This window comes from Peribacillus frigoritolerans, assembly GCF_030676415.1.
GTDB lineage: Bacteria > Bacillota > Bacilli > Bacillales > DSM-1321 > Peribacillus > Peribacillus frigoritolerans_A.
In genome coordinates this window covers 272479-299218 of record NZ_JAUUTW010000002.1, presented here as the reverse complement: position 1 = coordinate 299218, position 26740 = coordinate 272479, and the positions used below count along the sequence as shown (strand labels likewise).

At 34.4% G+C, this 26740-nt stretch carries 29 protein-coding genes; 7 read left to right on the top strand and 22 right to left on the bottom strand.

The annotated features are described in order from the left end of the window. Positions 1-30: 30 nt before the first annotated feature. The 14 genes from Q8G36_RS03420 to Q8G36_RS03355 form a co-directional block, all read right to left on the bottom strand. Entirely contained in the window at positions 31-1566 is a 1536-nt protein-coding gene (locus Q8G36_RS03420; RefSeq protein WP_305158985.1) for a lipopolysaccharide biosynthesis protein, read from the bottom strand. Between the two features lie 98 nt (positions 1567-1664). After that, positions 1665-2717 carry a glycosyltransferase family 2 protein gene (locus Q8G36_RS03415; RefSeq protein ID WP_305158984.1) on the bottom strand — a complete coding sequence of 351 codons (1053 nt, stop codon included), beginning with the start codon at positions 2715-2717 and terminating at the stop codon, positions 1665-1667. A gap of 474 nt (positions 2718-3191) precedes the next feature. Beyond that, positions 3192-4289, bottom strand: a complete 1098-nt coding sequence (locus tag Q8G36_RS03410; RefSeq protein ID WP_305158983.1) for an EpsG family protein — start codon at positions 4287-4289, stop codon at positions 3192-3194. Positions 4290-4364: 75 nt separating this feature from the next. After that, positions 4365-5162 (bottom strand): glycosyltransferase family 2 protein, encoded by a 798-nt coding sequence (locus Q8G36_RS03405; protein ID WP_305158982.1) that lies wholly within the window; start codon positions 5160-5162, stop codon positions 4365-4367. Positions 5163-5211: 49 nt separating this feature from the next. Next, positions 5212-6321 (bottom strand): glycosyltransferase family 4 protein, encoded by a 1110-nt coding sequence (locus Q8G36_RS03400; protein WP_305158981.1) that lies wholly within the window; start codon positions 6319-6321, stop codon positions 5212-5214. A gap of 120 nt (positions 6322-6441) precedes the next feature. Then, the gene (locus Q8G36_RS03395; RefSeq protein WP_305158980.1) at positions 6442-7119 is read right to left on the bottom strand and encodes an HAD family hydrolase; all 678 of its coding nucleotides are present in this window, start codon (positions 7117-7119) and stop codon (positions 6442-6444) included. After that, a complete protein-coding gene (locus tag Q8G36_RS03390) occupies positions 7116-8096 on the bottom strand; it encodes an ATP-grasp domain-containing protein (protein ID WP_305158979.1) in 981 nt (326 codons plus the stop codon). Before Q8G36_RS03390 ends, Q8G36_RS03395 begins: the two co-directional genes overlap by 4 nt. Further along, positions 8093-8734, bottom strand: a complete 642-nt coding sequence (locus Q8G36_RS03385) for a sugar transferase (protein WP_305159033.1) — start codon at positions 8732-8734, stop codon at positions 8093-8095. The genes Q8G36_RS03390 and Q8G36_RS03385 overlap by 4 nt, the downstream gene beginning before the upstream one ends. Next, positions 8734-9849, bottom strand: a complete 1116-nt coding sequence (locus Q8G36_RS03380; RefSeq protein WP_305158978.1) for a DegT/DnrJ/EryC1/StrS family aminotransferase — start codon at positions 9847-9849, stop codon at positions 8734-8736. Before Q8G36_RS03380 ends, Q8G36_RS03385 begins: the two co-directional genes overlap by 1 nt. Positions 9850-10050: 201 nt before the next feature. Beyond that, positions 10051-10944 (bottom strand): UTP--glucose-1-phosphate uridylyltransferase GalU, encoded by an 894-nt coding sequence (gene galU / locus Q8G36_RS03375; RefSeq protein WP_305158977.1) that lies wholly within the window; start codon positions 10942-10944, stop codon positions 10051-10053. Between the two features lie 22 nt (positions 10945-10966). After that, positions 10967-12787 carry a polysaccharide biosynthesis protein gene (locus Q8G36_RS03370; RefSeq protein ID WP_305158976.1) on the bottom strand — a complete coding sequence of 607 codons (1821 nt, stop codon included), beginning with the start codon at positions 12785-12787 and terminating at the stop codon, positions 10967-10969. Positions 12788-13054: 267 nt separating this feature from the next. Next, positions 13055-13825, bottom strand: a complete 771-nt coding sequence (locus Q8G36_RS03365; RefSeq protein ID WP_336622946.1) for a tyrosine-protein phosphatase — start codon at positions 13823-13825, stop codon at positions 13055-13057. Positions 13826-13956: 131 nt separating this feature from the next. Further along, the gene (locus Q8G36_RS03360; RefSeq protein ID WP_305158974.1) at positions 13957-14634 is read right to left on the bottom strand and encodes a CpsD/CapB family tyrosine-protein kinase; all 678 of its coding nucleotides are present in this window, start codon (positions 14632-14634) and stop codon (positions 13957-13959) included. A gap of 37 nt (positions 14635-14671) precedes the next feature. Next, positions 14672-15352 (bottom strand): YveK family protein, encoded by a 681-nt coding sequence (locus Q8G36_RS03355; protein WP_305158973.1) that lies wholly within the window; start codon positions 15350-15352, stop codon positions 14672-14674. Between the two features lie 478 nt (positions 15353-15830). Here Q8G36_RS03355 and Q8G36_RS03350 point away from each other — a divergent pair, with 478 nt between their 5' ends. Beyond that, positions 15831-16142: a helix-turn-helix domain-containing protein gene (locus Q8G36_RS03350; RefSeq protein ID WP_305158972.1), complete on the top strand. Its 312-nt coding sequence runs from the start codon at positions 15831-15833 to the stop codon at positions 16140-16142. 165 nt (positions 16143-16307) lie between these two features. Here the strand turns inward: Q8G36_RS03350 and Q8G36_RS03345 are convergent, their stop codons facing one another. The 7 genes from Q8G36_RS03345 to Q8G36_RS03320 form a co-directional block, all read right to left on the bottom strand. Further along, complete coding sequence (locus Q8G36_RS03345; protein ID WP_305274929.1) at positions 16308-16706, bottom strand: hypothetical protein; 399 nt, start codon at positions 16704-16706, stop codon at positions 16308-16310. A 455-nt stretch (positions 16707-17161) separates the two neighbouring features. Next, positions 17162-17530, bottom strand: coding sequence for a hypothetical protein (locus Q8G36_RS03340; RefSeq protein ID WP_305158970.1), 369 nt, complete (start codon positions 17528-17530; stop codon positions 17162-17164). A gap of 125 nt (positions 17531-17655) precedes the next feature. Then, the gene (locus tag Q8G36_RS03335) at positions 17656-18696 is read right to left on the bottom strand and encodes an acyltransferase family protein (protein WP_305158969.1); all 1041 of its coding nucleotides are present in this window, start codon (positions 18694-18696) and stop codon (positions 17656-17658) included. A gap of 70 nt (positions 18697-18766) precedes the next feature. After that, positions 18767-19201, bottom strand: a complete 435-nt coding sequence (locus Q8G36_RS29130; RefSeq protein WP_370694012.1) for a phage minor capsid protein — start codon at positions 19199-19201, stop codon at positions 18767-18769. Continuing rightward, entirely contained in the window at positions 19186-19620 is a 435-nt protein-coding gene (locus Q8G36_RS03330) for a hypothetical protein (RefSeq protein WP_305158968.1), read from the bottom strand. Before Q8G36_RS03330 ends, Q8G36_RS29130 begins: the two co-directional genes overlap by 16 nt. Positions 19621-19726: 106 nt before the next feature. Continuing rightward, a complete protein-coding gene (locus tag Q8G36_RS03325) occupies positions 19727-19957 on the bottom strand; it encodes a hypothetical protein (RefSeq protein ID WP_305158967.1) in 231 nt (76 codons plus the stop codon). A gap of 751 nt (positions 19958-20708) precedes the next feature. Continuing rightward, on the bottom strand, positions 20709-21080 hold the full coding sequence (locus tag Q8G36_RS03320; protein ID WP_305158966.1) for an SGNH/GDSL hydrolase family protein: 372 nt from the start codon (positions 21078-21080) through the stop codon (positions 20709-20711). A 416-nt stretch (positions 21081-21496) separates the two neighbouring features. Here Q8G36_RS03320 and Q8G36_RS03315 point away from each other — a divergent pair, with 416 nt between their 5' ends. The 3 genes from Q8G36_RS03315 (at position 21497) to Q8G36_RS03305 (ending at position 23440) form a co-directional block, all read left to right on the top strand. After that, positions 21497-22795 carry a right-handed parallel beta-helix repeat-containing protein gene (locus Q8G36_RS03315; protein WP_305158965.1) on the top strand — a complete coding sequence of 433 codons (1299 nt, stop codon included), beginning with the start codon at positions 21497-21499 and terminating at the stop codon, positions 22793-22795. Positions 22796-22994: 199 nt separating this feature from the next. Next, the gene (locus tag Q8G36_RS03310; RefSeq protein ID WP_048681418.1) at positions 22995-23186 is read left to right on the top strand and encodes a hypothetical protein; all 192 of its coding nucleotides are present in this window, start codon (positions 22995-22997) and stop codon (positions 23184-23186) included. Positions 23187-23311: 125 nt separating this feature from the next. After that, positions 23312-23440 carry a VOC family protein gene (locus Q8G36_RS03305; protein ID WP_305158964.1) on the top strand — a complete coding sequence of 43 codons (129 nt, stop codon included), beginning with the start codon at positions 23312-23314 and terminating at the stop codon, positions 23438-23440. A gap of 290 nt (positions 23441-23730) precedes the next feature. Here Q8G36_RS03305 and Q8G36_RS03300 read toward each other — a convergent pair whose 3' ends face one another. After that, the gene (locus Q8G36_RS03300) at positions 23731-23961 is read right to left on the bottom strand and encodes a hypothetical protein (RefSeq protein ID WP_305158963.1); all 231 of its coding nucleotides are present in this window, start codon (positions 23959-23961) and stop codon (positions 23731-23733) included. Positions 23962-24532: 571 nt separating this feature from the next. On the opposite strand from Q8G36_RS03300, the gene Q8G36_RS03295 reads away from it, so the two are divergent. The 3 genes from Q8G36_RS03295 (at position 24533) to Q8G36_RS03285 (ending at position 26738) form a co-directional block, all read left to right on the top strand. Next, entirely contained in the window at positions 24533-25711 is a 1179-nt protein-coding gene (locus Q8G36_RS03295) for an MFS transporter (protein WP_305158962.1), read from the top strand. A 235-nt stretch (positions 25712-25946) separates the two neighbouring features. Next, positions 25947-26138 carry a hypothetical protein gene (locus tag Q8G36_RS03290; RefSeq protein ID WP_048681418.1) on the top strand — a complete coding sequence of 64 codons (192 nt, stop codon included), beginning with the start codon at positions 25947-25949 and terminating at the stop codon, positions 26136-26138. 126 nt (positions 26139-26264) lie between these two features. Then, positions 26265-26738, top strand: a complete 474-nt coding sequence (locus tag Q8G36_RS03285) for a VOC family protein (RefSeq protein ID WP_305158961.1) — start codon at positions 26265-26267, stop codon at positions 26736-26738. The last annotated feature ends 2 nt before the right edge of the window (positions 26739-26740 follow it).

Sequence of the window (26740 nt, the reverse complement as noted above, 5' to 3'; positions counted from 1 at the left end):
ATATATTGACCTGTCACCGTTTAACGAACTTCATAAAACGTTTTTTCTCTTTAATAGTTTAAATATTAATTTATTTATCAAATTATAAAGGTATCTGAATTCATCAGTTTTATGAAATAATATAACAAATATCCCATTGGGAATAACTATACAGATAAATGCTTGAATAATAAAGTTAACTATAGTTACATCTCTAAAATTGTTAACACCGTATAATGTAATCAAACATACTATAATCGTAACAATTGTGTACAAAGCATATTTTCTAAAAAAGGGGACCACCGAGGATTTAAAACCATATTTATAAAGAACATAAGGTTCAACCCAAAAACTAGTTGCAAGAGTACTTATAGTTGTACCTATAAACACGCCCAGCATTCCTAATTGTTTAACTAAAATTAATGAAACAACAAGATTAATAATACATTCAAATATAGGCTTATGTCTGTCATACCAATATATGCCCAGTGCATCTCGGAAGGTAAGAACCCCCTTCCTCATACCAGTTAAAAAGAAGTTTAAAATAATTACTAACACTATACTCGTATTTATAACAAAGTCTTCTCCAATCCATAATTTTATAAATGGATTAAGTAGTACCACTAAACATATGGATATAAAACTATAGATCCAAAAATTCATAAAAAATACAATATTAAATATAGATATTTTTTTTTCATCTGTCTCGGTAACTCCTAAATTACCAACACTAGCGGTAATTGAACTAAATATTTGTGATGTTACTATATTTAATGCATTAATAATAAGTTGGTAATTTGAGTATAAACCGACTCCAACCAGACCTACAAATTTCGATATAATAAGGCTATCTGTGGAAGTTACAACTACTCCACCTAATTTATGAGAAGTCAAAGCTCTTATGTTTCTAGTAATTTGACTTATTGTTAGCTTATCAACCTTTTGAACATTCTTTTCTTGCAAATAAGGATAAAGCTTATCAGCTTTTTTAGAAACAACAATATTTTCTGCAAATGTAGCAATTATCTGACAAACAAGAAAAAGAATAAAATTATGAGTTAAATATAATACTATAATTTGTATAATATTTAAAAGAATAAAGAAAGAATATCTATATATTGTTGCAATATATTGTTTTTGGTTTGAAATGATTAATGAACGTTTATATGAATAAAAATAAGAAATTGCAGCATTTATAACAAAAAGCAAAAAAATCAAATGGATGTGAGGGATATTGGGAAGCGTTTTGATAAAAACTTCTATAAATGGAGTAAAACTAATTCCCATTATTAAGATTAATATTCCAATACAAATATACGCTTTTTTATATAGTTTCATCAACGACTTTACTTTTTCAGTATCATTTTCGGCAAGCGGTTTGTATAAACTAAAAGTAATAGCTGGACCTATACCAAGTTCCACCAAAGAAAGTATACTTAATATATTTACAAATAAACCATTAAGACCTAAATATTCAGTACCTAATTCTTGAATAAAGACTATTCTAGCTATAAAACTAATTAACAATCCAAGAATTTGTCCTACCATAGCAAAAGATATATTTATTATTGAACTTCTTATACGCATTTTCTGTTTCCTTTTTGATATATTAGTATTTCTACTTAAAACTATATAATTCTTATATATGCATTACACTGAATGAATATTTGTAAGAATTTACTGTGTCAAATATCGACTTTCCTTAGAAATGAATGGTTTTTTATATTCCCAAAAATATAATATAACAGGGGTGAAATAATAAATAATTTCAATTCAATCTTTTGGCTAAGTGACCTACCTTTATTAAACTTCACCAACTTCATGACTATATTTTTCATTTCGGGATAGTTGTTCTCTATATCATGGGTAATAATTTTTATTGCCTTTCTTGGATTAATCCTTTTACTCTTTACTAGTTGTCTCATACACAATCTAAAAGTACCAATATAATTTTTAATTATACTTTCATTTCTAATTACTCTAGATAATTCTAACAACTTTTGGTTTCTTATTTCCGCAAAATATATGCATACTCTTTCTAAGGCAGCTACAGAATCAAACCTTTTTATATTATAAGAATTAGTAATTGAACCTTGTCTTTGAACATAATATGATAAGACTTTGTTTATAACTAATACGTTATTCGCCTTTGCTAATGCCTTATATACAAATTCAATATCCTCTCCAGCAACGCATCCGTTTGTATACATTATATCGTTTGTTTTTATTAAATCCTTTTGAAAAACTATACTCCCTATCCATATACTTGTTTTCTTTCCAATAATTATTCCAGAGAGCACCTCTACTCCCTTACTTGTAAAATCACTATCTTTTAAGTATTGATATCTGTTTACTATTTCCTTTTTTTCAGTAACTATATCATACCCCCAATATATGATATCTGGAGATTCCAATTGTAATTTTTGATATAGTACATGTACAAGATCATGTGAAATGTAATCATCAGCATCTAAAAACAGAATATATTCACCCATGGCTTCAGAAATCCCAATATTTCTGGCTGAACTCACTCCACCATTTTCCTTAGTTATTATTCTAAAATTACTTAACTCGCTACCATCAATAATTTCTTTAGCTAAGGATATAGAATCATCCGTTGATCCGTCATTGACTATAATAACTTCAAAATTCTTTTCTTGTTGATTTAACAAAGACTCTAGTGTTACTTTTATATGATTTCCAACATTATATACTGGTATTATAATACTTAACTTCATTCTCTTTAAACATCTCCTGATAAATAACATATCAAAAGCGGTGAGACCTAATTTCTAGCTACTAAATATTTGTAATTTTAGTAATATACTATAGTTATTTATCACCGATTTTGCTTTTGAAGATTAAAATACTTGAAGATTGAAACACCTATTCTATTCTAAAGTATTTTGTTTTTTGAATTGTGGAGATTAGGTTTATAGGCTTCTCCGTTACTATACAAGTATTGTACAAAAACTCCACAACAACCTTTAGATCTATTAATTGACTACAGAATGCAATGTAAACTATGGGATTGAAGACGATAGTGCATATTTATCCACAATAACATATCAAAAATAATTAAAAGTATTAGAAGTGCACCATCAAATTGAATCACAAATAGTGAAATGTGAATAGATTTTTTTGATAACTTCCTTCTTTTAATTTAAATGTTTCCTCACTCCTGTGCTTACTTTCAGATAAAATTTTTATATTTAACGCCATATATATGGAATTGTTTCGTGACCATTCTGAATTATTATATTATAAGTAAACAATATAATATAATATAATACTATAAGGCCCATATAAAATAGTTTAATATATTTATTAGTTTGAACCTTAATTATAAATGGGATAATTAAAATTTGGCTCATAGAAAAGTATATGGTTGCCCTTCCAATATAATTATTAAAGTATCCTAAAAATGATAATACAATTCCAATAAAGTAGAGTGTAATTAAATCATATATAAATTTATTGCGTAGTTTTATTGTTTTCAGATTCATTAAAATTATTATCATTATCGGCAAATTTATTATTAAATTATTAAAATCTGTTTTTCCTACATTTAATTGATAGGAACTATATTTTGAAAAAAATTCTATACTTGTAATGAAACCAAAAACAAAATCAAATAATACGATAATAAAAATAGTGACAATGGAAAATATTATTTTCTTTAGTAAATTCCAATTATTATTTCTACTACTAACTAATACCCAGTATATAGGTAGAAAAATTAACGCGGAATAGTGAAAACTAGCTGCGAACAAAGTTAATAATGCATACTTTAAAATTTTTTTTTCTTCTATATATTTAACTGCATAAAGTAATATTGAAGCGGCTAATATTTGCCTGGTTATGTTAAAACTAGAATTATACAGAGTAGACATAAATATAAAAATACCTATCCCTACATAAAGGCGGTCCCTATAAGAATATATTGCTTTAAATAGAAAAAAAAGTGTAAGAAAAGAGGATAATACAAATACATACTTATAATTGTCAAAAACCATTTTGACAATAAAATTCAGTATAATCCAACCAGGTTCATATGAGCCTTCCTTGATCGCGTCAAAAATATTACCATATCCTTCTAATTCATGAAATAGTGCTACATAATCAAAATAATCTGTACCAATTCCATATCTATTTGCGGATATTAAAAAAGGAAATAATAAAGCAGACCAAAATATAAAAAGACTAAACTTTTTATATATAGTTTTATTTATTAATTGTGAAAATTGCACAATAATACTAGTGCTAATTATTAAAAGATAATATAGAAAATATGACTGCAAGTTATCCATTTATAATTCTCCATATTTATATTTTTCAAATTTCTCCCCGTAGAATTTCTGTGGTTTTAATTATATACAATATACCTACTCCTTAAATTTCTTTTCATGATATTTCATAAGTATTTTTGTGGGTAATAACCCAACAAAAATCGGTCGATAAGCATGGATTGCATATTTAATTGGAATATTCAACTTTTTGCGCCATTGTTTTTTAAGTCTGTACTCGCACAATCTATATTTATATTTTCGTTTATTATATGAATCTCTTGCTTCAAAATAATCAAATAATACATCACTAAGATTAAATCCCTTGTAACCTTTTTCATACAATTTACACCACAAATCAAAATCTTCTGTTCTCTCAGTTTCAGTGCCTGTAGTATATCCCTCAACATCAAGAACAGCTTTTCTACGCATCATTACAGACGGGTGTGTAAAAGTCCTACCAAGATAAATATCTAGGGTTGTTCTTTCCCCTTCTTTTATGCTTCTTCCCCAAACACCATTTTGATCGTACAGATTTCTACTTGTACCAACTATTGCATAATCTAAATTGTTATTTAAAAAAGTAACTTGTTTTTCAAATCGACCTGGATGTGAAATATCATCATCATCCATTCTGGCTATATATTCTCCCCTTGCTTCATTCAAGCAGCTGTTAAGAGTTGGAGCAAGACCTAGATTTCTTGAATTCTTAAGGAGTTTTATTCTTTTATCTTCAGCAGCAAGATTTTCAATTAATTCAATACTATTATCAGTTGATCCATCATCACATATAATTAATTCAAAATCAAAAAATGTTTGGTTGAGTATTGATTTAATGGCAGTTTCTATTTTTTTTGAGCCATTATAAACACCCATAATTACAGATACTTTTGGCATTTTACTACTCCTTTTCTTTTTACGTTATTACTTTATTTACATTTTTAAATCAATTAATTATTGAGTATATTTCCTGCATTCTTTTCAAGACATTTCTAGTACTAAAACTTTCTATTATATCAATATTATGTTTGGCCATGGCAGCACTGTCTTCAGAAAACATTAAGATACTTTCAATATATTTAGCAAATCCACTAATATCATTAGGGCTTACTAAATATCCACCTTTTTTATTTTCGATTAAATCCCTATTGCCTCTAATATCTGAACAAATAATAGGTAAGCCAGAAGCCATTGCTTCCATGAGAGCAACGGATAAACCTTCTCTAAATGAAGGGAAAACAAAAACATCTGATATTTTACAAATTTCAGCAATGTCATTACGTATTCCAAGTAACTTTACTTGATTCTCCATATTTAATTCTTTGACCAAGTCACTCAAATATTTATTCAATGGTCCTTGCCCACATATCACATAATAAATATTTGGGTTATTTAACTTTGATATAGCTCTAATAATGGTTTCGTGATTCTTATTGGGGTTCAACTCTCCTACCGAAAGAACAACAAATGCATCCTCAGGTATACATATTTCGTTTCGTTTTGTTTTCCTATCTACTAAAGTTTCACTAAACCTTTGTACATTTAGTCCAACTCCTGGAATATACTCGACTCTTCCTGCATTAAAGGACTTCTTAGCACGCTTATAATCCTCTTTATTAATTGTAATAAGTACATCAGTATACCTAGCCAACCATTTTTCAATAGAATAATATAGTAGCCAATTTTTATAGGACGCTCCTTTATAAAAGTGAAAGCCATGAGCTGTATATATCACTTTAACATCCTTAAATGCTTTACAAGCAAGCCTAACACAAGCTGAAGCAACAGGTGTGTGAGTATGAATTAAATCATACTGTTCATCTTTGATAATTTTTTTTAGTTCCTTATACGCTAAATAGTTTTGTTTCTTCAAAGGGGAACGTTCAAATTTTAATCTATGGACTGTACACCCCATTTTAACTAATTCTGAATTTACTTCCTGAACAATATTAAAAGCCAAATCAACTTGATGTCCTTGGTCTACTAACATCTTTATGTGGGGAATTAAAAATGCATTTACAGTATTTGATATTGTTGTAACATACAATATTTTCATTTCTAGTTATCCAGTCTCCTATCTTGCACTACTTCCTCATAAACCTATATTAGTTAAAGAGGTTATATCCTTAATCACCACATTGACTACTTCATAAATGCAACCAATGACAATGTGTAATTACTTCTTATCAATTATTAAATTTAATTCACATAAACGATGTATCATATGATTTTCCTTAATATTACCTAAATAACTTTTATCACTATGAACACCATCTCTGTAAATCCTAGTTGTCTTTATAGGATAAATATTACTGATATAAAAATCCTTTTCTGGATTATCACCCACATAAATCATTTCATTAAATTCAACATTTAGTTTTTCTTTCATCAGTTCAAATGATTTCGGATGGGGCTTCCAGAACTCTCTTCCTAATTCATCAGTTACAATGATTTCATCGAAAAAATTAGTTGCTTTTATGACCTTTAATTTTTGTCTTTGTGCATTAGCATATCCATCGGTTATTACACCTATTTTAATATTTTTCTTCTTTAACTCTTTCAAACAAGGTAATACATCATCAAAAAATCTAATATCTGGTAAATGACCACGGTACTCTTCAACCATTTCCAATATGTCATTTTTTGTATAAGAAATCCCCATTTTATCAAGTATCCTGTTAAAAACATTTTGGGGGCTTTCGTTAAATAATTTGAATAGTAATTGATTCAATTCTTGTGCATCCTTATCATATCTATCACTCAATATTTTAGATATATATTGATAGCCACTTTCTATATATTTTTTTTCGGAAATCAAAGTATCATCTAAATCAAATACGACTGCTCTTATCATTTCAATAATTCCATATTCTCATCTAGACAAATACTGCTATCAAATCTTAAAAAAGTGAGATTTTCTTTATACTTCTCGTTATAAAGTAGTTTTTGTCCTAACAGTAACTTAAACAGATTCTCACAAGAATCTGCACCACTTTGAATGCTCATCGGGGCTCCTCCACCGAATCTTGGATTTATCTCAATGTACTCAATGCCTTTTTTTGTCTTCATAAGCTGTACAGTTATATGCCCAACTGGCTTTAATCTTTTCATTAATTTAGTAACATCATTGATGATCTCTCTATCTTTTACAATTTTCCCTTTAGAAATCTCACCACTTCGAGTAGACATCCTTAATCGAGGAACTATTGTGATAATATTGCTCTCAAAATCCAGAAATACATCAATCGTATATTCTTCACCTTCCATGAAGTCTTGAATTACAGGATTATCTACGATACCCTTATAAATCTTCAATTCATTTGAATTATTAACTTTATATATATCCTTACTCGAGCTTCCAGATTTCGGTTTAATGAATAAAGGAAACTGTATATCGCCATTTGTAAGTTCTTCATTTGTATACATTTTAGGAACTCCAAAACTATTCTCTTCCAAGAAATTTTGAGTATTAATTTTATCCCTACAAATTTTTATAACACTAGTATCTGAAATCAATACCTTAGCATTTGTTTGTTTTTCGATATTAGTTTTATTTTCAGCGAGTAATAATAAGTCTGTATCAATTGTTGGTACTATTAACGCAATGTTTTCTTTATTACATGCATCGATGATAGAACTAATATAATTGGGTTCATTGATTCTTGGTAATTTACAAGTTCTATCCGCAAAGTATAAAGCAGGGGCTGTATCTGAACAGTCTCCGGCTACAATATTACTCTCTACATTCAGCTTTTTTGCTGCTTTTTGAAAGTTCTGTATCAGTTCAACGCGTCTTCCCGCACTTAAAATTAAAATATTAATGTTTTTCATTTTTCGTTACTCACCTTACTTCCTTCAAAATACTCCATTGTTGCAGCAGTTTCTGAATTAATTCCTTCCCTGACAAAAACCTTTTTTATAGTAAGAAAAATAATCTTCCAATCTCCAGTGAAGCTTACATGATTTACATACTCTACATCGAGATTAAATTTATCTTCCCAACTAATAGCATTTCTACCATTAACCTGCGCCAAACCAGATAATCCAGGTCTAACTTCGTGACGCCGTTTTTGATGTTTATTATAGAGCGGCAGATACTGTACCAACAATGGTCTAGGTCCTACAATGGACATATCCCCCTTGATAATATTAAAAAGTTCCGGAAGTTCATCAAGCGATGTAGAACGTAAGAATCTCCCAAACTTTGTCAACCTAACATTATCAGGAAGTAGCTCTCCAAGTTCATCTCTTTCATCGGTCATGGTTCTAAATTTATACATCATAAAAACATCCTCATTAAGTCCTGGCCTTTTTTGTTTAAACAACACTGGACTACCCAGCTTTACTCTTACAAGCAAAGCAACAACCAGAAGGATAGGACTAAGGATTACAATAGCTAGCAAAGATAGTATGAAATCCATCGCTCTTTTTATAAATTTTCTATAAATACCACCCTTAGAAGGTTTCATCACCTTTCCCACAACCCTTTAATAATTTCAACAACTCTCTCCAAATCCTCATCGGTTAACTTTGTATCAGAAGGCAAGCAAATTCCATTCTCAAACAATTTCTCCGATACATCCGTTCCAACAAAGTCACACTTCCCAAAAAATGGCTGAAGATGCATTGGCTTCCAAACCGGTCTTGACTCTATATTTTCTTTTTCAAGAGCTTCCATAACATCTATCGGTCTAACATTACCATTCAAAGTCATAGAACTTAACCAATAATTCGGTTTATCCCACTCATTACTAGGCATGAACTCTACACCGTCAAGTTCACCAAGTTCTCTTTTATAAAATTCTAAGATATAGTTTTTTTTCTCTACTCTTTGATCTAAGACCTTTAGCTGCCCTCTGCCAATCCCAGCAACTACATTGCTCATCCGGTAATTAAATCCTAATTCGCTATGCTGATAGTGCCTTGCTTGGTCCCTACTCTGAGTCGCCCAAAATCTTGTCTTAGCAATACGCTCTTCATTATTAGAAACTAGCATCCCACCGCCTGAAGTAGTGATAATCTTATTCCCATTAAAAGAGAAAATCCCATAATCACCAAAGGTTCCAGTATGTCTTCCTTTATAATAAGTACCTAGGCTTTCAGCAGCATCTTCAATTACCGCTACCTTATGCTTATTGCATATCTCCATAATCTTATCCATATCTGCAGAAAGGCCATAAAGATGCACTACTATTACAGCTTTCACTTCAGGATATTTCTGAAAAGCCTCTTCCAAAGCTTTAGGACACATATTCCAAGTCTCATAATCACTATCTATAAAAACAGGAATAGCTTTTTGATAAATTACCGGGTTGATAGTTGCTGAGAATGTTAATGTAGGACAAAACACAATATCCCCTTCTTCAACTCCGGCAGCTTTAAGAGCTAAATGGATTGCGGCTGTACCTGAAGATAATGCTGCAGCAGCTTTACTTCCTACCTTAATTGCTAATTCTATTTCAAATTGATTCACGTTTTCCCCAAGAGGAGCAATCCAGTTTGTATCAAAAGCTTCCTTTATATATTCCATTTCATAACCTTCATCACTCATATGTGGTGATGAGAGGAATAATCTATCCTTCATTCTCTAAAACTTCCTTCCTACAATAAGTCACTTTATATGTAGATACTTTTCAACAAGTTCTTTCTCCATCTAGCCACTATTAAAATAGGGTTAAAGAGTATCCAAGGAAGATGGGTATAGAGATATCCCTTGATGTTTCACCTGTTAAATCTTCCTTGGGTAAAACTATATGAACCATATTTCCGAAAAACATGAATATTCCTATGCATTAATCTTTTCTAAGGAAATATCCTTAACCGTTTGTTCTAAAAACTCCACTAAATCATCCTTGATTTCTTCATTCTGCAGGGCAAACTCTATCGTCGTTTTCACAAAGCCTAACTTCTCCCCAACATCATATCGTTTTCCTTCAAAATCATAAGCAAAAACTTGCTGTATTTGGTTTAACTGTTGAATCGCATCCGTTAACTGAATTTCCCCGCCTGCACCAGCTTCCTGCTGATCAAGCATACTGAAGATTTCAGGAGTAAGGATATACCTTCCCATTATTGCCAAATTGGAAGGAGCTGTTCCTAAGGCTGGTTTTTCTACAAAGTTTTCAACTTGATATAGTCGTCCATCTTGAAAAGCGGGGTCTATTATTCCATAGCGATTGGTTTCTTCTTTAGGTACAGTTTGAACTCCGATAATTGAATTGTTTGTTTCCTCAAACTGATTAATTAACTGCTTTAAGCAAGGAGTTTCACTCTGGACAATATCATCACCTAAAAGTACGGCAAATGGCTCGTCCCCAATGAATTTACGTGCACACCATACTGCGTGACCTAATCCTTTTGGTTCCTTCTGTCTGATGTAATGGATATTCGCTAGATTTGAGGAATATTGTACCTTATTGAGCAACTCTACTTTTCCTTTTTCCAATAGATTTTGTTCGAGCTCTGGAGCGTAATCAAAATGATCCTCAATCGCACGTTTTCCTTTTCCAGTTACGATTATTATATCTTTTATTCCTGATGCAACAGCTTCCTCCACTATGTACTGAATCGTTGGTTTATCAACGATTGGGAGCATCTCCTTTGGCATCGCTTTTGTGGCAGGCAAAAAACGAGTACCCAACCCGGCTGCAGGGATAATTGCTTTTGTGATTTTCTTCACTTATTATTCCTCCTACTTATGGCTATTTCACTACCGAGAAAGCTTTGTTCTTTCTTCGATTAGCTAAATTTATAACGAAATCTTTAAGTTCTTTTATGGAAAAATCATCATAAGAGTTTAAAAGATACTGTATCTCCTCTTCCTGTTCCAGTACAGCTTTCCCTATAAAGATTTTAGGGAACACAGCTTCACTATGAACCTCTTTCTCCCCTAATAGTTCTTCATACATTTTCTCACCAGGTCTGATACCAGAAAATTCGATTCCAATTTCCTCAATTGAATAACCAGATAACTGGATTAAGTTAGTTGCTAATTCAACAATCTTAACAGGTTCACCCATATCAAGAACGAAGATTTCTCCTCCTCGAGCTAGAGAACTTGCCTGAATGACCAACCTGGACGCTTCGGGTATAGTCATAAAATACCTGGTCATGTCTGGGTGCGTGACCGTTACTGGTCCACCTGCCTGGATTTGTTTTTTAAATAAAGGAATGACACTCCCTCTGCTGCCTAAAACATTTCCGAAGCGAACGGCAACAAATTTTGTTGTGCTATTTTTTGCTAACTGCTGAATAATCATTTCAGCAATGCGCTTCGTCGATCCCATGACGTTTGTTGGATTTACGGCCTTATCAGAAGAAATCATTACAAATGCACCTACACCAAAAGTATCTGCAGCTTCTGCAACATTCTTTGTACCAAAAACGTTATTCTTAATTGCTTCACGAGGGTTGTATTCCATTAGTGGAACATGTTTGTGTGCAGCCGCATGGTAAACAACATCAGGTCGATAGTTTTCCATCACTTCAAAAATTCTATCTCTATCTTGAATATCTGCGATGACAGGTATGATTTCGATTTGATCTGCATATAGCTTTTTCAGTTCCATGTCAATCTGATAAATACTATTTTCTCCATGTCCTAGGAGAATAAGTTTTCCAGGTGAGAATCTGCATATTTGGCGGCAAATCTCTGAACCAATTGAGCCACCAGACCCAGTAACCAAAATGGTCTTGCCTGTTACATATTCCGATATACTGGTTATATCCAATTCAACGGGTTCTCTTCCTAAAAGATCTTCAACTTCCACCTCTTTAAACTGATTAACAGCTACTTTCCCTAACATAATATCTTCAAGCATAGGCATGATTTGTGTTTTTGCATTCGTTTTCACACATTCATCGAAGATGACCTTCAATTCTTTTTTACTTAATGAAGGTATCGCAATGACAATATTCTCTATATTATATTTCCCCACCATTTCGGGGATATGTTTTGAGTTACCCACAACGGGTATTCCTAAAATGTCTAGCTTATCTTTTTTCGGATCATCATCAATGAAAGCCACTGGTTTAAGTTCCGTACCATGATTATTAAGAAGTTGACGAACAACCATGGTTCCGGCCGATCCCGCCCCAATAACCAAAGTATTCCTGGTTTCTTTTTGGCTATTTATCAAGCGGTCACGCAGCATTCTCCACGAAAAACGTGAACCGCCAATTAGGATGACATGCATCATCCACGTCAAGGCCATGGCTCTTACATAAACATCTTGAAAAACCATTAACTGGATGGCGATTACAGTGATAATCGATAAGCTTACGGCCTTAACAATAGACAGTAACTCTCCAATACTCGCATATTCCCAGGCCTTCTTATACAGTTTATAAATAGAAGCAAAAAAATGATGACTAAGTAATAAAGAGACTGATGTGACTAAGAGTGTTGGTAATTTAAATATTTCCAAATAGGGATACAAGAATAAATAACTTACATAAATGGCCGATAATACTATTAATGAGTCTAATAGGGCCAGAAGTGTTAATCGTTTTCGGTAGGCCAACCACATTTCCCCCTTTAATATTGTTTGATTTACTCTCTATTACATACTGTTTTAATGTATTGTATTCTATTTCACATGCTTTTCATTGTTAATATAAGAATGAAATATGCTGTTTATGTTTCTTTTAACTATTTTTAAAATGTCCTTATAATCTAAGGGCTTTTTGTGGTTGAGCAAGTGGTCGTTCAGTAACAATAAACTCTAAAACTTTACACGAAGGCAAAATTTTTTTATAATAATGAAAGCGTTTCCTGACAATCTATCATTCTAAAAGATTCCTAAAATTTTCTTTTTGAATGGAACTGGTTTTTCAACAGTAGGACTTTGGTTCTTTAATAGCCGTTCAGCATTTTCTTTAAAATAAAATGTACGTTGTATTCCATATGCCTTTGTGATTGTTTCATAGGCATGTTGTAACGTGAACCCTCTAGAGCCAATATTATGGGCATCAGTTGCAATAAAATGAGCCAGATTATGTTCGATTATCTTTTTTGAAAATGATTGGATACTTTTACCGAAGTTCCCGATGATACTACCAGAGGTAAGTTGAGTTAACGCGCCTTCCTCGACCAATTCAAATAACAGTTTATGATTTTCAATCAATTCCTTATTTCTCTCCGGATGTACGATAATCGGTGTTATTCCTTTCAGCAACAGCTCATATATCACTTCTCTTGTGTATGTAGGTACCCTTCCCGATGGAAGCTCTAGCAACAAATATGTACCATTATCGTCCAGTGTTAGGATTTCTTCCTTTTCAAGTGATGAAAATATGTCTCGGTGTATTCTTACTTCTTGTCCGAGATGAATGGTAAGAGGAATATTTTCTAGTTGAAAACTCTCATTTAACCTCACTGCACGGTCAATGATGTCACTTTTAACATTTACATATTTCTCATTTAAGTGATGTGGCGTGGCAAAAATATGGGTGATTCCTGCTTCTATCGCTTTTCTTGCCATGTTCATGCTTTCCTTCATGTCCACGGATCCATCATCCACTCCTGGGAGAATGTGACAATGTATGTCGATCAAATTCATACACTTCCTTTATAAAAAAAATAGGGAAAAAGGCCCAATTTATAAAAATAGGAATTATTACCCCGATTAATAGTAGCATATAAAACTACCATTAAACAGGGTGTTATTTTGTCGAAAATTGTTTTATTTCACTAAGATTGATAGTAATAATAATTGCTGTTATCCGTTTCAACGCCATTCAAAACGACTCCAAGCAAGGATGTATTAGCTTTCACTAAAAGCTCCTTTGCTTTTACTGCACTTTGTTTGTTTGTCTTGCCGCTCGCCACTACCATTATCACGCCATCACATTTATTGGCTACGATCTGGGAATCCGGCACTACCAGAACAGGCGGTGTATCAAAAATGATATAATCATACATTTCTTTTAATTCATCAATCGCTGTTTCTATCGCTTTGGAATTTAATAACTCTGAAGGATTAGGTGGTATCGGCCCACTTGTTAAAATGTCTAAATTTGAAACATTTGAATTCAAGATAGTTTTTCTTAAGTCCATTTTCTTTGTCAATACGCTAGTAAGTCCATGTATATTACTAAGGTTAAAAGCATAATGAACCGATGGTTTCCTTAAGTCTGAATCCACAAGTAATACTTTTTTCTCTTCTTGAGCAAGCACAACCGCTAGGTTGGCAGCTGTAGTCGATTTCCCATCATTAGGCTCCGATGAAGTAACCACAATCGTTTTGATTTCTTTATCTACTGAAGAGAATTGTATGTTTGTCCTAATTAATCGATATTGTTCAGTAATAGGCGATTTAGGATTAGTCTGCGCAATTATATTCACTTGTTTTTCATCTTTACTTCTCAAAAATCCCACTTCCTTTCTTAATTCACTGAATAGTTCTTTATTTATGTTGCGATATTTTTTGGATGGATCCAAGTAATGGCAAGTCAAGAAGCGTCTCAATATCCTTCTCGTCTCTAATCGTATTATCCATGTACTCTAGTAGGAATGCCAAGCCTATTCCAGCCATAAACCCAACTACCACCGCAATAGCAATATTCAATAATGGAGATGGTTTTACAGGAGCAGGGTTTTCCTTTACTTCTGCCTTAGCAAGTATGCTAACATTGTCCACATTCATAATGTCTTTGATTTCCTTTTGGAATGTTCCAGACACTGCGTTTGCAATTTCAACAGCCTTCGTTGGATTACTATCTTGAACCGTTAAAGAGAAGACTTGAGAATTTTCTTGGCTGTTAATCGTAATTTTTTGACTAAGTTGATCCACGTTTTGTTCTAGTTCAAGATCATCAATGACCTTCTCTAATATAGCAGGGCTCTTTATGATCACACTGTATGTATTGATCATGTCAATATTAGATCGTATTTGAGTATAGTCAAGTTGGTTATTCGATTGTTTCTGATTAACTAAAATCTGTGTGGATGTTTGGTAAACGGGTGTTAATAAGAAATAAGAAATTGATCCACTAATCAATGCGGCAATTAATGTCAGCAGCATGATTAGCTTCCAACGTTTCGTTAATGTTTTAAAAATATCTTGTATACTAATAGTTTCTTCCATTTCATCCTCCTGATATGTTAAAAATGACCTATTGTATTATACCATAATATTACCTATTAATATGTATTTTCAAGGAAATTTACATGAAACTTACATTGAAAGAATACTTTTCAAATGCCAAAGTAATTTTACAAAAAAGAAAACGGCAATACAAAGGAAAAAAATTCTTTTTTTTAAAATATTGCATTAATCACATATATATCACGCATTTCCCAGAATATTTTTGACTTAAATTTTATTAAACCTAAGTATACTTTAAACCCAAATTTTTCTTAGTTGATTTATCGGTTTTAATAAAATTTCTTGAATTAGACCTAACTAATTGCCTATCAAAACAAGAAAATCCGTTTATACATATAATTGTGTCAAGTATTTTAGTGCCTAGTTATCATTAAAAAGGGAGAAAAAATGTGTAAACTGAAAGTAATAGTTTAAAAATCATTCATAACTTTCATTTTAATGGTTAGGTGTGGTCAAAATGATAGGTTACCGAGTTAAGTCGCTTAGGAAAGAAAGAAAAATGTCAATTAGTGAACTCTCCACAAAATCCGGCGTTACCAAATCCTATATAAGCTCACTGGAAAGAAACCTTCAAACAAACCCTACTATTTTAGTTTTAGAAAAAATCGCTAGAATCTTTTGTATTAAGGTTGATGCACTTCTGTATGAACAAGGAGACAAGGGCATGGATGAAGAGTGGATGGAAATTATGAAAGATATTATGGGTTCAGGAATATCGAAAGAGGAAATGCGCGAATTTATCGAGGTTAGGAAATGTACTGTTCGTTAAACATGGAGAAATTATGACAAGGTTTCTCCTTTTTGATCATTAACATCGAAAAGCCCCACTTAGTATTCAACTATTTCCAGAGGGGAAAGTTATAGTCACTTTTCCCCTCATTATACCCTATTAGACGTAGGAGTATAAAGGATTTTACTGTGATTACCGTCTACATCAGGATTTGACAACTAAATTATTTACTTCGATTCTTATAAACTTAGCTTCAAAAAACTCATTGTGTGTGCAGTCTGTTAATTCGTTGTCAATTAGTTTGAGCAACCCAATTGTCCAATCTCCACTTCTTATAATCCCGACTATGCCGATTTCTCCATTTGTAGCATTTGCCATTATAAGTTCACCAATGTTCGCGTTACTTAAGTCTAGCCTACCCGTCGAAATGAAGTTAGGACTACGAAAATCGAGTTTATCAACCACTTTATTAGTAATTCTTACAATACCTTTATCCTTCTTATTTGTTATTAACATATTACTTACTTTTAGTGTATCGGCTATTTCGGCGTTAAGACTGATTAATTCTTCAGCGTTATTTGATTTAGGGTTAAGTATATTCAACCTGTCTACAGTCATTACCGTATCGGTAAATTGTAAAGAGGATATACATTGTCACAATAATTTGGAGACAGGTAAAATACGTTAAACGTAAAAGTAAATATCAGAAGAAGAAGAAGGTACCTTGCGAAAACTGGACGATAAAGGAGAACGGTCATGAACAAATTTGCATATCGTTGGTCGGAAAGTTTAAGTATGTGCGGAAATGGTTTCTCCATCACTCCGCTATTATAAACCGTCCTCCACCTTCCAGAAGTCCGCTTCTCCATCAACCCTTCGAGGTTGATTTCCTCCGCCGCAGCCCCAAAAGGAAGTCGTAACTGTCGCTTACTTCCGGGATATAATCGAAGTCACACTCGCTCGCGAGGCGCAAAAAGAGGAATATCGATTGTACTTCGATTTTAGCTAAGTCAGCAATTGCGGCTGCAGTTGTGCCTGCGTTACCACGCGCAACCTGGTTAAATGCGTTGCGGATCTTCTCCGCCTTCACGCTTTCTCGCATGCTTTCGAGCTCCTGCGATAAGGAGTGCTTTTCTTCTTCGTTTCTTAGCGATTTCCTCTAGGCGTCCCTTTTTGGACAACTCTGCAAGGCGCTTTTCTTCGAGCAACTTTTCGTATTCGGATGCTTTCGTTTTCACGTCGTCATAGTCCGCAAACTTTTCGAGCTTCCTATTTGCGCGCGCTATGCGGTCGGTTAAAATCTTATCGACTTCAGCCTGTGTAAACGTTTTAGCTTCCGGCGTTTCTATCGCTGGTGTTTCGGGTGTTCCGTTACAACTTCGTTTAATTCTTCGCTCATGCGTTACCTCCCGTTTACCCGCCGTCACGCATTAATTTAAAGCAGCCGAAAGTTTAACCCCATTTCGTAAGGCATAAGAAAAAGGCCCCGCATAATTGCGAAGCCTTTCGTATTGGTGCCGTACAGTTTGTTCCAAATACGTGTCTATTTAATTCACGATATCTTTGAACCCCTAACTAATTTTTGTGACTTCGACGGACCTCCTTTTCCATTTAAAAGTACGTTCAAGATAGGTATCTTCTTAATGAAGATGGATAATACCAAAGGAAGTGTTAATCCGATTGTCAAATACACACTCCAATGAACTGTTCCATTAACAAAAAGAATATCAACATAGGATAACGTCGTAATAGCTAGTCCGGCGTGGAAAATCAAAATTAATAAAGATTCCCTGCCTAATAGCGTAAAGAATTTTACAGTTGCGTTGTTTCTAAGTAACACTTTCGTAAATGACAATGCTAATATGCTACCGGATATTCCTGCAATATAGAAAGTAAACAAATTACCATAAATTCTGTTGTTCATATCCGCATTATTAAAATAGGTTGTCGCCCCGAATACTATAAGCGATAGTACTGATACAAACCCTACAGGCTTTAATTTTTCTATGAATTGATAGTATTTAAATTTATTCCCTAAATACATAAATAAAAGAGCAACTAAAGCAATATCAAGCCCCCAAGGCAAAAAGATAACTCGACTTACAGCATAACCCGCGAAACCTATGAGCATGTAAATGCCTGCCTGTGTGTAAAAACCCAACCCCCCAATAATCTTTTGAGTGTAGCAATAAAGTATTTGGGCACAAAATAAACACACCAAAAACCATATAGGTTCGTTCAAGCCAAGCCAACCATCAACACCGTTTCCGTAAAAAACACCCACTAAGGGTTTATACCAAATATACTCGCCGTTTGACGGGTCCGCCACTTTTATAATTATCCAGTAAAAATAAGAAAGTATCCCTGCTGTAAAATACGGAACTAGTAAAGTGTAAAATTTATTCGTCCACAACATCCGGGTATTATTCAAATACTTTTGGCTACTAAAAAGATAACCGGATACTAAAAAGAATAAAGGCATTCTAAAATCTCTTAATATATTATTTAACCATTCCGGTACAGTAGTATGCCCTGCCACTACCAAGAATATAGTTAAACCTCTTGCGATGTCTATCTCTACAAATCTTCTCATTGTATCCTCCTTATAAAAGGAACTCAGACAAACTGAACACTGAACATTCCTTTTTCTCCCATCACTCATTTTATCGGAGGATACACTGAATTACAATACTACTATTCATACTTATGATAACGAAATATTCGAATACCCAGCGGTAGCTATTAAGCAGGTTATTCGGATAGTCTTTCTGGTCTTCTACCGGCGATATAACGTGTTTGCAGTTTGGGGGGAATAATTCGCGCCTTGATATATCGCCACTAACCGGATAATCTCCGGGCGCCTCTCGGACCAACTTAACGACTCGTCCTTCCCACATAGCACAGGCATCCCTAGCTCCGTGCCGGCTGATAACTCCGTAATACACATCGCGTCCTAGCGCGTTATTGGTCGCCGTCCCACGCTGAGTTGACGCCATCTTCGTCCGCACCACCATGTCCGCGTAAACTTCCGGCTTCCACCATCGGCCGGCTGAGTCGATAATGCCGGTCTTCGTTGCCTGGTCTAACTTGCTGAGCACGTCTTGGCGAATCGACGTCCGCACCTTGCGCTCGACGTCTGCGTAATCTGCAATAAATCGTCCTGCGTGTCGGTTACGGCGGTCTTTATAAATTCGCGATTCAGCTTGTTAACTTTGATGCCGCGCTCTTCCCCGATTGTCTCCGCTAACCCTAGCGAAATAAGCGAGATAGCAACGCCGTCAGTCGCGGCCACCGGAATGTTAGTCGCAATCCAGTCGGATGCTAATTCGGCCAGCTCCGCCAACACTTTCTTAATCTCCTTCTGAGTGGCGATGATCTGCGTACGTTCGAAGTTGGTTAAGCCGAGCTGTAGTAGTTCGCGCGATACTTTCGATAATGCTTCGTCGTAGTAGCCGCGAAGCTTGGCGATTTCATAGTCGTAGGTTGGCGTCTGGATCTTCGAGATATCGCCAGCCATTAGTTAGCCTCGTTAAAAATCCTATTATCGACTAAACCGCTGATTGCCTTCTCGTCTTCTGAAATGCGCCGTGCTATTTCGGCGGCCTTCTCATCATCTACGCCAACTAAACGTTTGATTGCCGTTTTATGTCGATAGTTGCTTTCGATCCCTCCATGATTTCCGCTTGCTCGAGCTCACTCTTAGGTATACCGTCTTCCCATGCGATTGACGGATAAACCGCTTTAAACTTTGCGTCGCCGTGCGCAATATCGAATAATTGGCATGCGTATAATGAGTCGTGTAATGCTTTATCATAATGCGTCCGAATACGCTTAACCTTCGAAAAGATTGGCATGAAACGAGCCTTAGTAGATCAGCTATCTGTATGAGATGTTCCTGTACCACCCGAATTATCTCCGAGGACAGTTCCGAATAGCCATTGCGGTGTTTCCAACATTTGAAAGACTAGCGCAATATGCGTTTCTAATTGCTTGAATGCAGCGTCTAGCTGGCCGTCATATAGCCAGGGTTAACATCGTCAGAACTGACCGGAATATAAACGCCTCCAAGTTGAACTGAGTTTCCGTTATTTCCTTCTAACTCCGGACCGTACGCGTTTGCGGCGCTGTGTTTTAGCAAGATATAATCAATTTGTACAACGCGATCATTAATCGCAACTAGTAACGATTCTAGTTTTTTCTAATCCGCCAATACCTTCCAATCGTCATCTACTGATTGTAGGGAACATGCTGAACGAGTAAATGAGGATCGTAAAAAGAAAGGTGTTCGTCAGTTTATCCATTTTAGACTACTAATGGAAGCATTCAACACAAAAGCAAAAACTCTAATAACTGTATTTCTTATTTCTATACTTGAGAAACAAATATTTGTGACATTACTTCAGCTTAAAATATTCATCCAACATCTCGAACCAAATGTTATGTCCTTGATCATTGGGATGGACATTATCATTTGTTAATATATCAGCCAATCTCATATTCTCTTCTTTTAGTCAATTTCCAACCCCTTCCATTATATTCATATAAGCCCATTTATTTTTTTAATAACCCTTTCAGAAATTTCAATTTAATCCATATAATTCAAATCTAAGTTATTCTCGGTTTTACTATTAGCCACTGGATTCGGTGAAATGATTGAATCTTTGCATTCGGTAGCTCTTTTTGTAATTTTGACATGATGTTTTTTAAATCTTTTTCCGTCTTTTCCAAACTAATCGATTGATATTGATTGTTAATCAGGGGATTTCTAAAAATAACCAGATCAGGATTATCATGAATAACCGCATCAATTTTTTTACCCTTTAACAAATCCTTTGTTGAATACCCCTCTTGGCCATGATTGATAAAACTTAATGTTTCTAATTCATCCCTCTCAGAACGTAAACTCTTCTCTAAGCGGCCTGCCCAACTATTAGAAGAATTATTTGGACCAGTTCCTGAAGTACGATTACTTCCCATAAAGTTTATTTGACAATATTTAAAGTCGGAGTAAAAGTTGCCCAGATAAACAGGCTAGAGGTAATTGATACATTCACTTATGGTATCCATTGGATCAAATAGCAACAATTCTATGTAGAAGATATAATAAATTTTCAATATTTTTTCGTATTCGGCCGATTTATGTAGACCATGATAAATGTTTCCCCATATGTAAAAGGATTAATAGAAGATGTCGCATTTAGCACAACCCCAGCATATAATAGCATTAGATGTTCCGATGAGAAAAAGAGTCCAAACAGTAAACACACTAAATAAAACCATTAATATACCTCTTTAATTTTAGTCAACAAAAAAAAATACTTTTGTGAGGATTTACGTTATATTTTTTTTAATTACTAGTTAAACATTCATTTAAACAACGGGAGCTGTAAAAGTTGAGTGGAAAAAAACTCTTATTAACTAATTTGCTTGTTTTGTTTGTAATCCTTTTTTGGAATATATTCAGTATTAACAATCATGAACAAGAACACAAAAGAAAGCCGCATATAAACGTAACTGAATATGATCATTTAATAGAAGATATCCCTGAAGGTTATGATTGGACAGCAGCCTTCCAAGCGGCTAACGATTCATTAACAAGTGGGGGGACTATTTATGTACCTGCAGGTGTTTATTATATAAAAGCTACTGGTGTATTATATGATAAAAAAGAACGAGATAAACCTACTGGGGGAGTAAGTCTTGGGAATAATGTTGAATTGAAACTATCCCCAGACGCAGTTTTAAAGGCAATTCCAAATGATTCCGAAAGTTATGCCATTTTAAGAGTAGCAGACAAGTCAAATGTGAAAATATATGGAAAGGGTGTTATTCAAGGAGATCGCAATGAACACAAGGCTACAAATGGAGAGTGGGGATACTGTATTGCTTTGAACGGAGCTTCTAACGTGACTATAAAAGATGTAACAGTAAAGAATTGCTGGGGAGATGGGGTTTTTTTAGGAGCCGGAATTGAGAATGGAAAAATTCCATCCTCGAATGTTAAAATTAAAGGAATTAAGGCTGATAATAATAGAAGACAAGGCATAAGTATTATTTATGCGAAAAATATTGTTATTTCTGATTCGCGTTTTGAAAATACAAATGGAACACCACCCTCATCAGGTATAGATTTGGAACCGGAATCAGTTGTAGGTTATAGTGTTAAAAATGTATTGATAGAAAAATCTTATTTCTTTAACAATGCAGGATTCGGTATTCTAGTGCATGGGGATGTTACTGGGACTGTAGTCACTGGTAATACTTGTAACCAAAACGGAGCGAGTGGCATTGTTTTTTTCAAAGTGAAAGACGGGATTGCTAAAAACAATACGTGTCTAACAAATAAGGAGAGCGGAATCAATATAGACAAATCATCAGGTGTTATAGTAAAAGATAATATCTTAGAAAATAATAAAAATGGTATTTCTCTGGTTGGGGGTTCTAATAATAATACTGTATATCATAATTCGATAAAAAATAGTTTAATTAATGGTATTAATTTAGTGGAAGTCTCTAGTAATACTATAAAGTCCAATACATCCCAGTTTAATAAAGAAAATGGATTTTATTTATATAACTCTACATCTAATATCATTATTAATAACAAATGTAAAAACAACAATAAAGGAATATATTTAAATGGAAATTCTGAAAACAATACTATAAAAAATAATGATTGCTTGAAAGAATAATTTTGGTAGGTTTTCTAAAAACAAATTGGCTATTTCGTGATTGTATTAAACTACACGGTATCACCCTAACTTCCATCAAGCAAAATTTTAAACCCATGTAAACTATGTAATGGTTTTATTTGTTTTAAGTAATGTTATTGTATTCCCTGTTTCCTTCTCTCTTTTTCGTTGTATGATAGAAAAAAAAGGAGTTTTGGGAATGATTATTCTGCAGTATATTGGAAAAGTTTTTTCATTCATGCATAAGGATATACCGGAAACTCATGTTAAATGCCATGTTTGTGCAGGTACAGGTGCCTACGATATTTATACAGATTGTCTTACCTGTAATGCAAAGGGATTAATTAGTAAAGTTGAGTATAATAGGAGGCTTGAAGAGGGTGAGATTTAAAGAATTTCATGAGGTCGATATATGTAATCAAGGAAGCAATATTGGCTATTGCTTCTTTTTTTTTGTCCAAAACGGTACCGTTTGTCCTCCATCTTTTAGGGTATTTTATTATCAGGGGGATACATATGACAGCAATTATTCACATTGGATTGGCTGTACCTGATTTGGATGCTGCGATTAAGTGGTATGAGCAGGTGTTGGGTTTCAGGTTATTGGCGGTTCCCTTTTCGTTTGATGCAGGTGAGGAAAAATGAACATAATATAACGAATGACCTTCTTGGTGAGCATGTTAAAAAGATGCGAAATGCTCAATTGATGGCGGATAATGGAGTGGGGATTGAGCTTTTTGAGTTTCTGGAATAAAAGCCGCGATTATTCCGCTTTGCCATTTATTTTGTCGTTTTGTACCGCCTCCATTTACTGTCGGATTCATAGTTGCTGTTTTATCTTCTACATCATTCGACTTTGATATGCACTTAATCTCATTAAGATTATTTAAGTTCAAAAAAATCCAGCATTTCTGCTGGATACTTTAAAGTACCAATCACTTAACCAAATTCAATACTTCTAGGAGTCTGCCATCTGAATTATAGTTAAAAGTGACCGTCTTATCATCATGAATGTGATAGCTTAAACCAAAAAACTCTCCGCCATCCGGAAATTTTTTTATAAAATCATCAAGTTGTTCGGAATTTAGTTTAACAACCATAGGTTTCTTCCTACTATGTAGAGAATCTTCTACCCTCTCCATTACAGTCTCTGTAAATCTACCCATAATTAACTCCTTTAATTCTCATTTCCCAAATATAATATACTTTATAAATGGTAAATAAAAGGTCCTTAATCAAAATTTCATATTAATGATACGCTTTTTTAATAACTCTCCCAAATATCCGGCAACTTTACCATAATCCCCTAGTGGATTCATTAATTTCCAATGGAACTGTACAATTGTTCATGCAAGGTTACTTCCACTCTACAGAAGGGTTCTATAGAGACAGGAACATGATCTAATGGCAGTTTGATAATAAAATCCGCTATAAGACCCTGTGTGTTGTATTTCCTTTTCTACTAAAAGGTTCATCCTAAGATTCCACTTTTAACACTTCATTTCCTTGTCGTATTTTCAAAGAGGCCCTTTCTATGAGGAGGAGAGGCAATAATTGTCTAAATTCTTACAGCGAGCCTTCGTCTTGGCTATGCTCAGATTACTAAATAAATTATACGGGCTAACCATTAGTCAATATTACTCAGATTTATAGTGATCTTTAATTTTTATAGATTGTTCTCTATAACTTTAGTAAAATGAGAATGATAATTACTATCAATTAAGGAGAATAACGATTATGGGTGTACCCTTGTTAAAAGAAGAACTTCCGGTTGCTAATAAAATCTGGACGCGTGATTTTATAATGATTTTCTTGGCTAACTTTTTTGTTTTTTTATCCTTTCAGATGACTTCCCCGACCCTTCCGCTTTTTGTAAAAGAGCTTGGCGGAAATGAACGGTATATTGGGTTAGTTGCTGGCATGTTTTTATTTTCTGCCCTGATTGTCCGCCCCTTTGCTGGACAGGCCTTGGAAACAAAAGGCAGACGTTTTGTTTTCCTGTTCGGTCTAGCCATATTGGCTGTAGCGATTGGTTCGTTTGGATTTATGATGAGTATTTTCCTTCTTTGCGCTATCAGGATTGTGCAAGGGATTGGCTGGGGATATGCGACCACGGCATCAGGTACGATTGCTTCCGACCTTATCCCAGCCAAGCGTCGGGGGGAGGGAATGGGATACTTCACTTTATCGGGTAATTTGGCGATGGCTTTTGGTCCTTCATTTGGGCTTTTCTTAGCGGATGTTTTAACCTTTCAACATTTGTTTTTATTTTGCGGAGCATTATGCCTGGCAGCTTGGATCATGGCTTCAACAATTACTTATAAAAAAGGAGATCATGCTTCTGCCCCAGTTAAAACTAATAGGTTTGACATTTATGAAAAAAGCGCTGTTGCACCTTCCGTTCTTGTCTTTTTCATTACGGTAACTTTTGGCGGGACCGCTACCTTCTTACCGCTTTATACAATCGAAAAAGGTCTGACAGGTATTCAAGGATACTTTTTTCTTTACGCTTTAGCCCTTATTTTCACACGTATGTTCGCTGGAAAGATCTATGATCAAAAAGGACATCAAGCTGTCTTCATTCCATCCACTCTTTTTACCGTAGTGGCGATGCTATTGCTAGCCTGGATGCCAAGTAACATGATTCTGTATATGGCAGCTATTTTTTATGGCATTGGATTCGGTGCTGTCCAACCGGCTCTTCAAGCGTGGTCTCTTGAACATGCTGCCCGAAATCGAAAAGGCATGGCCAATGCCACTTTCTATTCCTTCTTTGATCTTGGAATCGGTTTCGGTGCCATCCTCTTCGGACAAATCGGCTATCTGTTTGGGTATATAAGCATTTACATCATGGCTGCAGTCTCTGTGGGGATTTCAATAGTGGCTTACTTATGGATTTTAAGAAAAATGAAGTAATTACACATTAAAGGACATCTTTGTGGATGTTCTTTTTTTCTGAAAACAGAAGTATCATGTAGAACAGGTAGCGCATTTCCCGAACAAAACAGGCTCCACCTTGATTCCCCATCAGCACATTTTTTAACCCCATGTAAAGTATGTTATGGTTTTATTTGTTTTAAGTAATGTTATTGTATTCCCTGTTTCCTTCTCACTTTTTCGTTGTAAGATAGAAAAAAAAGGAGTTTTGGGAATGATTATTCTGCAGTATATTGGAAAAGTTTTTTCATTCATGCATAAGGATATACCGGAAACTCATGTTAAATGCCATGTTTGTGCAGGTACAGGTGCCTACGATATTTATACAGATTGTCTTACCTGTAATGCAAAGGGATTAATTAGTAAAGTTGAGTATAATAGGAGGCTTGAAGAGGGTGAGATTTAAAGAATTTCATGAGGTCGATATATGTAATCAAGGAAGCAATATTGGCTATTGCTTCTTTTTTTTGTCCAAAACGGTACCGTTTGCCCCTAACCTTAATAGGGTATTTTATTATCAGGGGGGATACGTATGACAGCAATTACTCACATTGGATTGGATGTACCTGATTTGGATGCTGCGATTAAGTGGTATGAGCAGGTGTTGAGATTCAGGTTACTGGCGGGTCCCTATACGTTTGATGCAAGTGAGGAGAATAAACATAATATGATGAATGATCTTCTTGGTGAGCATGTTAAAAAGATGCGAAATGCTCATTTGATGGCGGATGATGGAGTGGGGATTGAGCTTTTTGAGTTTGAGGAGCCGAGAATGCCTAAAGGTGAAAGTCGCGGTTATGAGGGCTTTTTTCATATTTGCTTAATAGCGGATGATATTGAAAGGCTTGCTGATGATATTGCTGCTTCTGGCGGTAAAAGGCGTAGCAATCTATGGAATACATGGGAGAACAAGCCCTATTATTTAATCTATTGTGAGGATCCTTTCGGCAATATCATTGAACTCTACAGCCGAAGCACGGAATGGATGTATGGAAATAAAGATTGATA

Coding starts and splice junctions, on each gene's coding strand:
- Q8G36_RS03420 (WP_305158985.1), bottom strand. CDS start 1,566: ATGCGTATAAGAAGTTCAATAATAAATATATCTTTTGCTATGGTAGGA.
- Q8G36_RS03415 (WP_305158984.1), bottom strand. CDS start 2,717: ATGAAGTTAAGTATTATAATACCAGTATATAATGTTGGAAATCATATA.
- Q8G36_RS03410 (WP_305158983.1), bottom strand. CDS start 4,289: ATGGATAACTTGCAGTCATATTTTCTATATTATCTTTTAATAATTAGC.
- Q8G36_RS03405 (WP_305158982.1), bottom strand. CDS start 5,162: ATGCCAAAAGTATCTGTAATTATGGGTGTTTATAATGGCTCAAAAAAA.
- Q8G36_RS03400 (WP_305158981.1), bottom strand. CDS start 6,321: ATGAAAATATTGTATGTTACAACAATATCAAATACTGTAAATGCATTT.
- Q8G36_RS03395 (WP_305158980.1), bottom strand. CDS start 7,119: ATGATAAGAGCAGTCGTATTTGATTTAGATGATACTTTGATTTCCGAA.
- Q8G36_RS03390 (WP_305158979.1), bottom strand. CDS start 8,096: ATGAAAAACATTAATATTTTAATTTTAAGTGCGGGAAGACGCGTTGAA.
- Q8G36_RS03385 (WP_305159033.1), bottom strand. CDS start 8,734: ATGAAACCTTCTAAGGGTGGTATTTATAGAAAATTTATAAAAAGAGCG.
- Q8G36_RS03380 (WP_305158978.1), bottom strand. CDS start 9,849: ATGAAGGATAGATTATTCCTCTCATCACCACATATGAGTGATGAAGGT.
- Q8G36_RS03365 (WP_336622946.1), bottom strand. CDS start 13,825: ATGAATTTGATCGACATACATTGTCACATTCTCCCAGGAGTGGATGAT.
- Q8G36_RS03355 (WP_305158973.1), bottom strand. CDS start 15,352: ATGGAAGAAACTATTAGTATACAAGATATTTTTAAAACATTAACGAAA.
- Q8G36_RS03350 (WP_305158972.1), top strand. CDS start 15,831: ATGATAGGTTACCGAGTTAAGTCGCTTAGGAAAGAAAGAAAAATGTCA.
- Q8G36_RS03335 (WP_305158969.1), bottom strand. CDS start 18,696: ATGAGAAGATTTGTAGAGATAGACATCGCAAGAGGTTTAACTATATTC.
- Q8G36_RS03330 (WP_305158968.1), bottom strand. CDS start 19,620: ATGGCTGGCGATATCTCGAAGATCCAGACGCCAACCTACGACTATGAA.
- Q8G36_RS03325 (WP_305158967.1), bottom strand. CDS start 19,957: ATGCCAATCTTTTCGAAGGTTAAGCGTATTCGGACGCATTATGATAAA.
- Q8G36_RS03320 (WP_305158966.1), bottom strand. CDS start 21,080: ATGGGAAGTAATCGTACTTCAGGAACTGGTCCAAATAATTCTTCTAAT.
- Q8G36_RS03310 (WP_048681418.1), top strand. CDS start 22,995: ATGATTATTCTGCAGTATATTGGAAAAGTTTTTTCATTCATGCATAAG.
- Q8G36_RS03305 (WP_305158964.1), top strand. CDS start 23,312: ATGACAGCAATTATTCACATTGGATTGGCTGTACCTGATTTGGATGCT.
- Q8G36_RS03300 (WP_305158963.1), bottom strand. CDS start 23,961: ATGGGTAGATTTACAGAGACTGTAATGGAGAGGGTAGAAGATTCTCTA.
- Q8G36_RS03295 (WP_305158962.1), top strand. CDS start 24,533: ATGGGTGTACCCTTGTTAAAAGAAGAACTTCCGGTTGCTAATAAAATC.
- Q8G36_RS03290 (WP_048681418.1), top strand. CDS start 25,947: ATGATTATTCTGCAGTATATTGGAAAAGTTTTTTCATTCATGCATAAG.
- Q8G36_RS03285 (WP_305158961.1), top strand. CDS start 26,265: ATGACAGCAATTACTCACATTGGATTGGATGTACCTGATTTGGATGCT.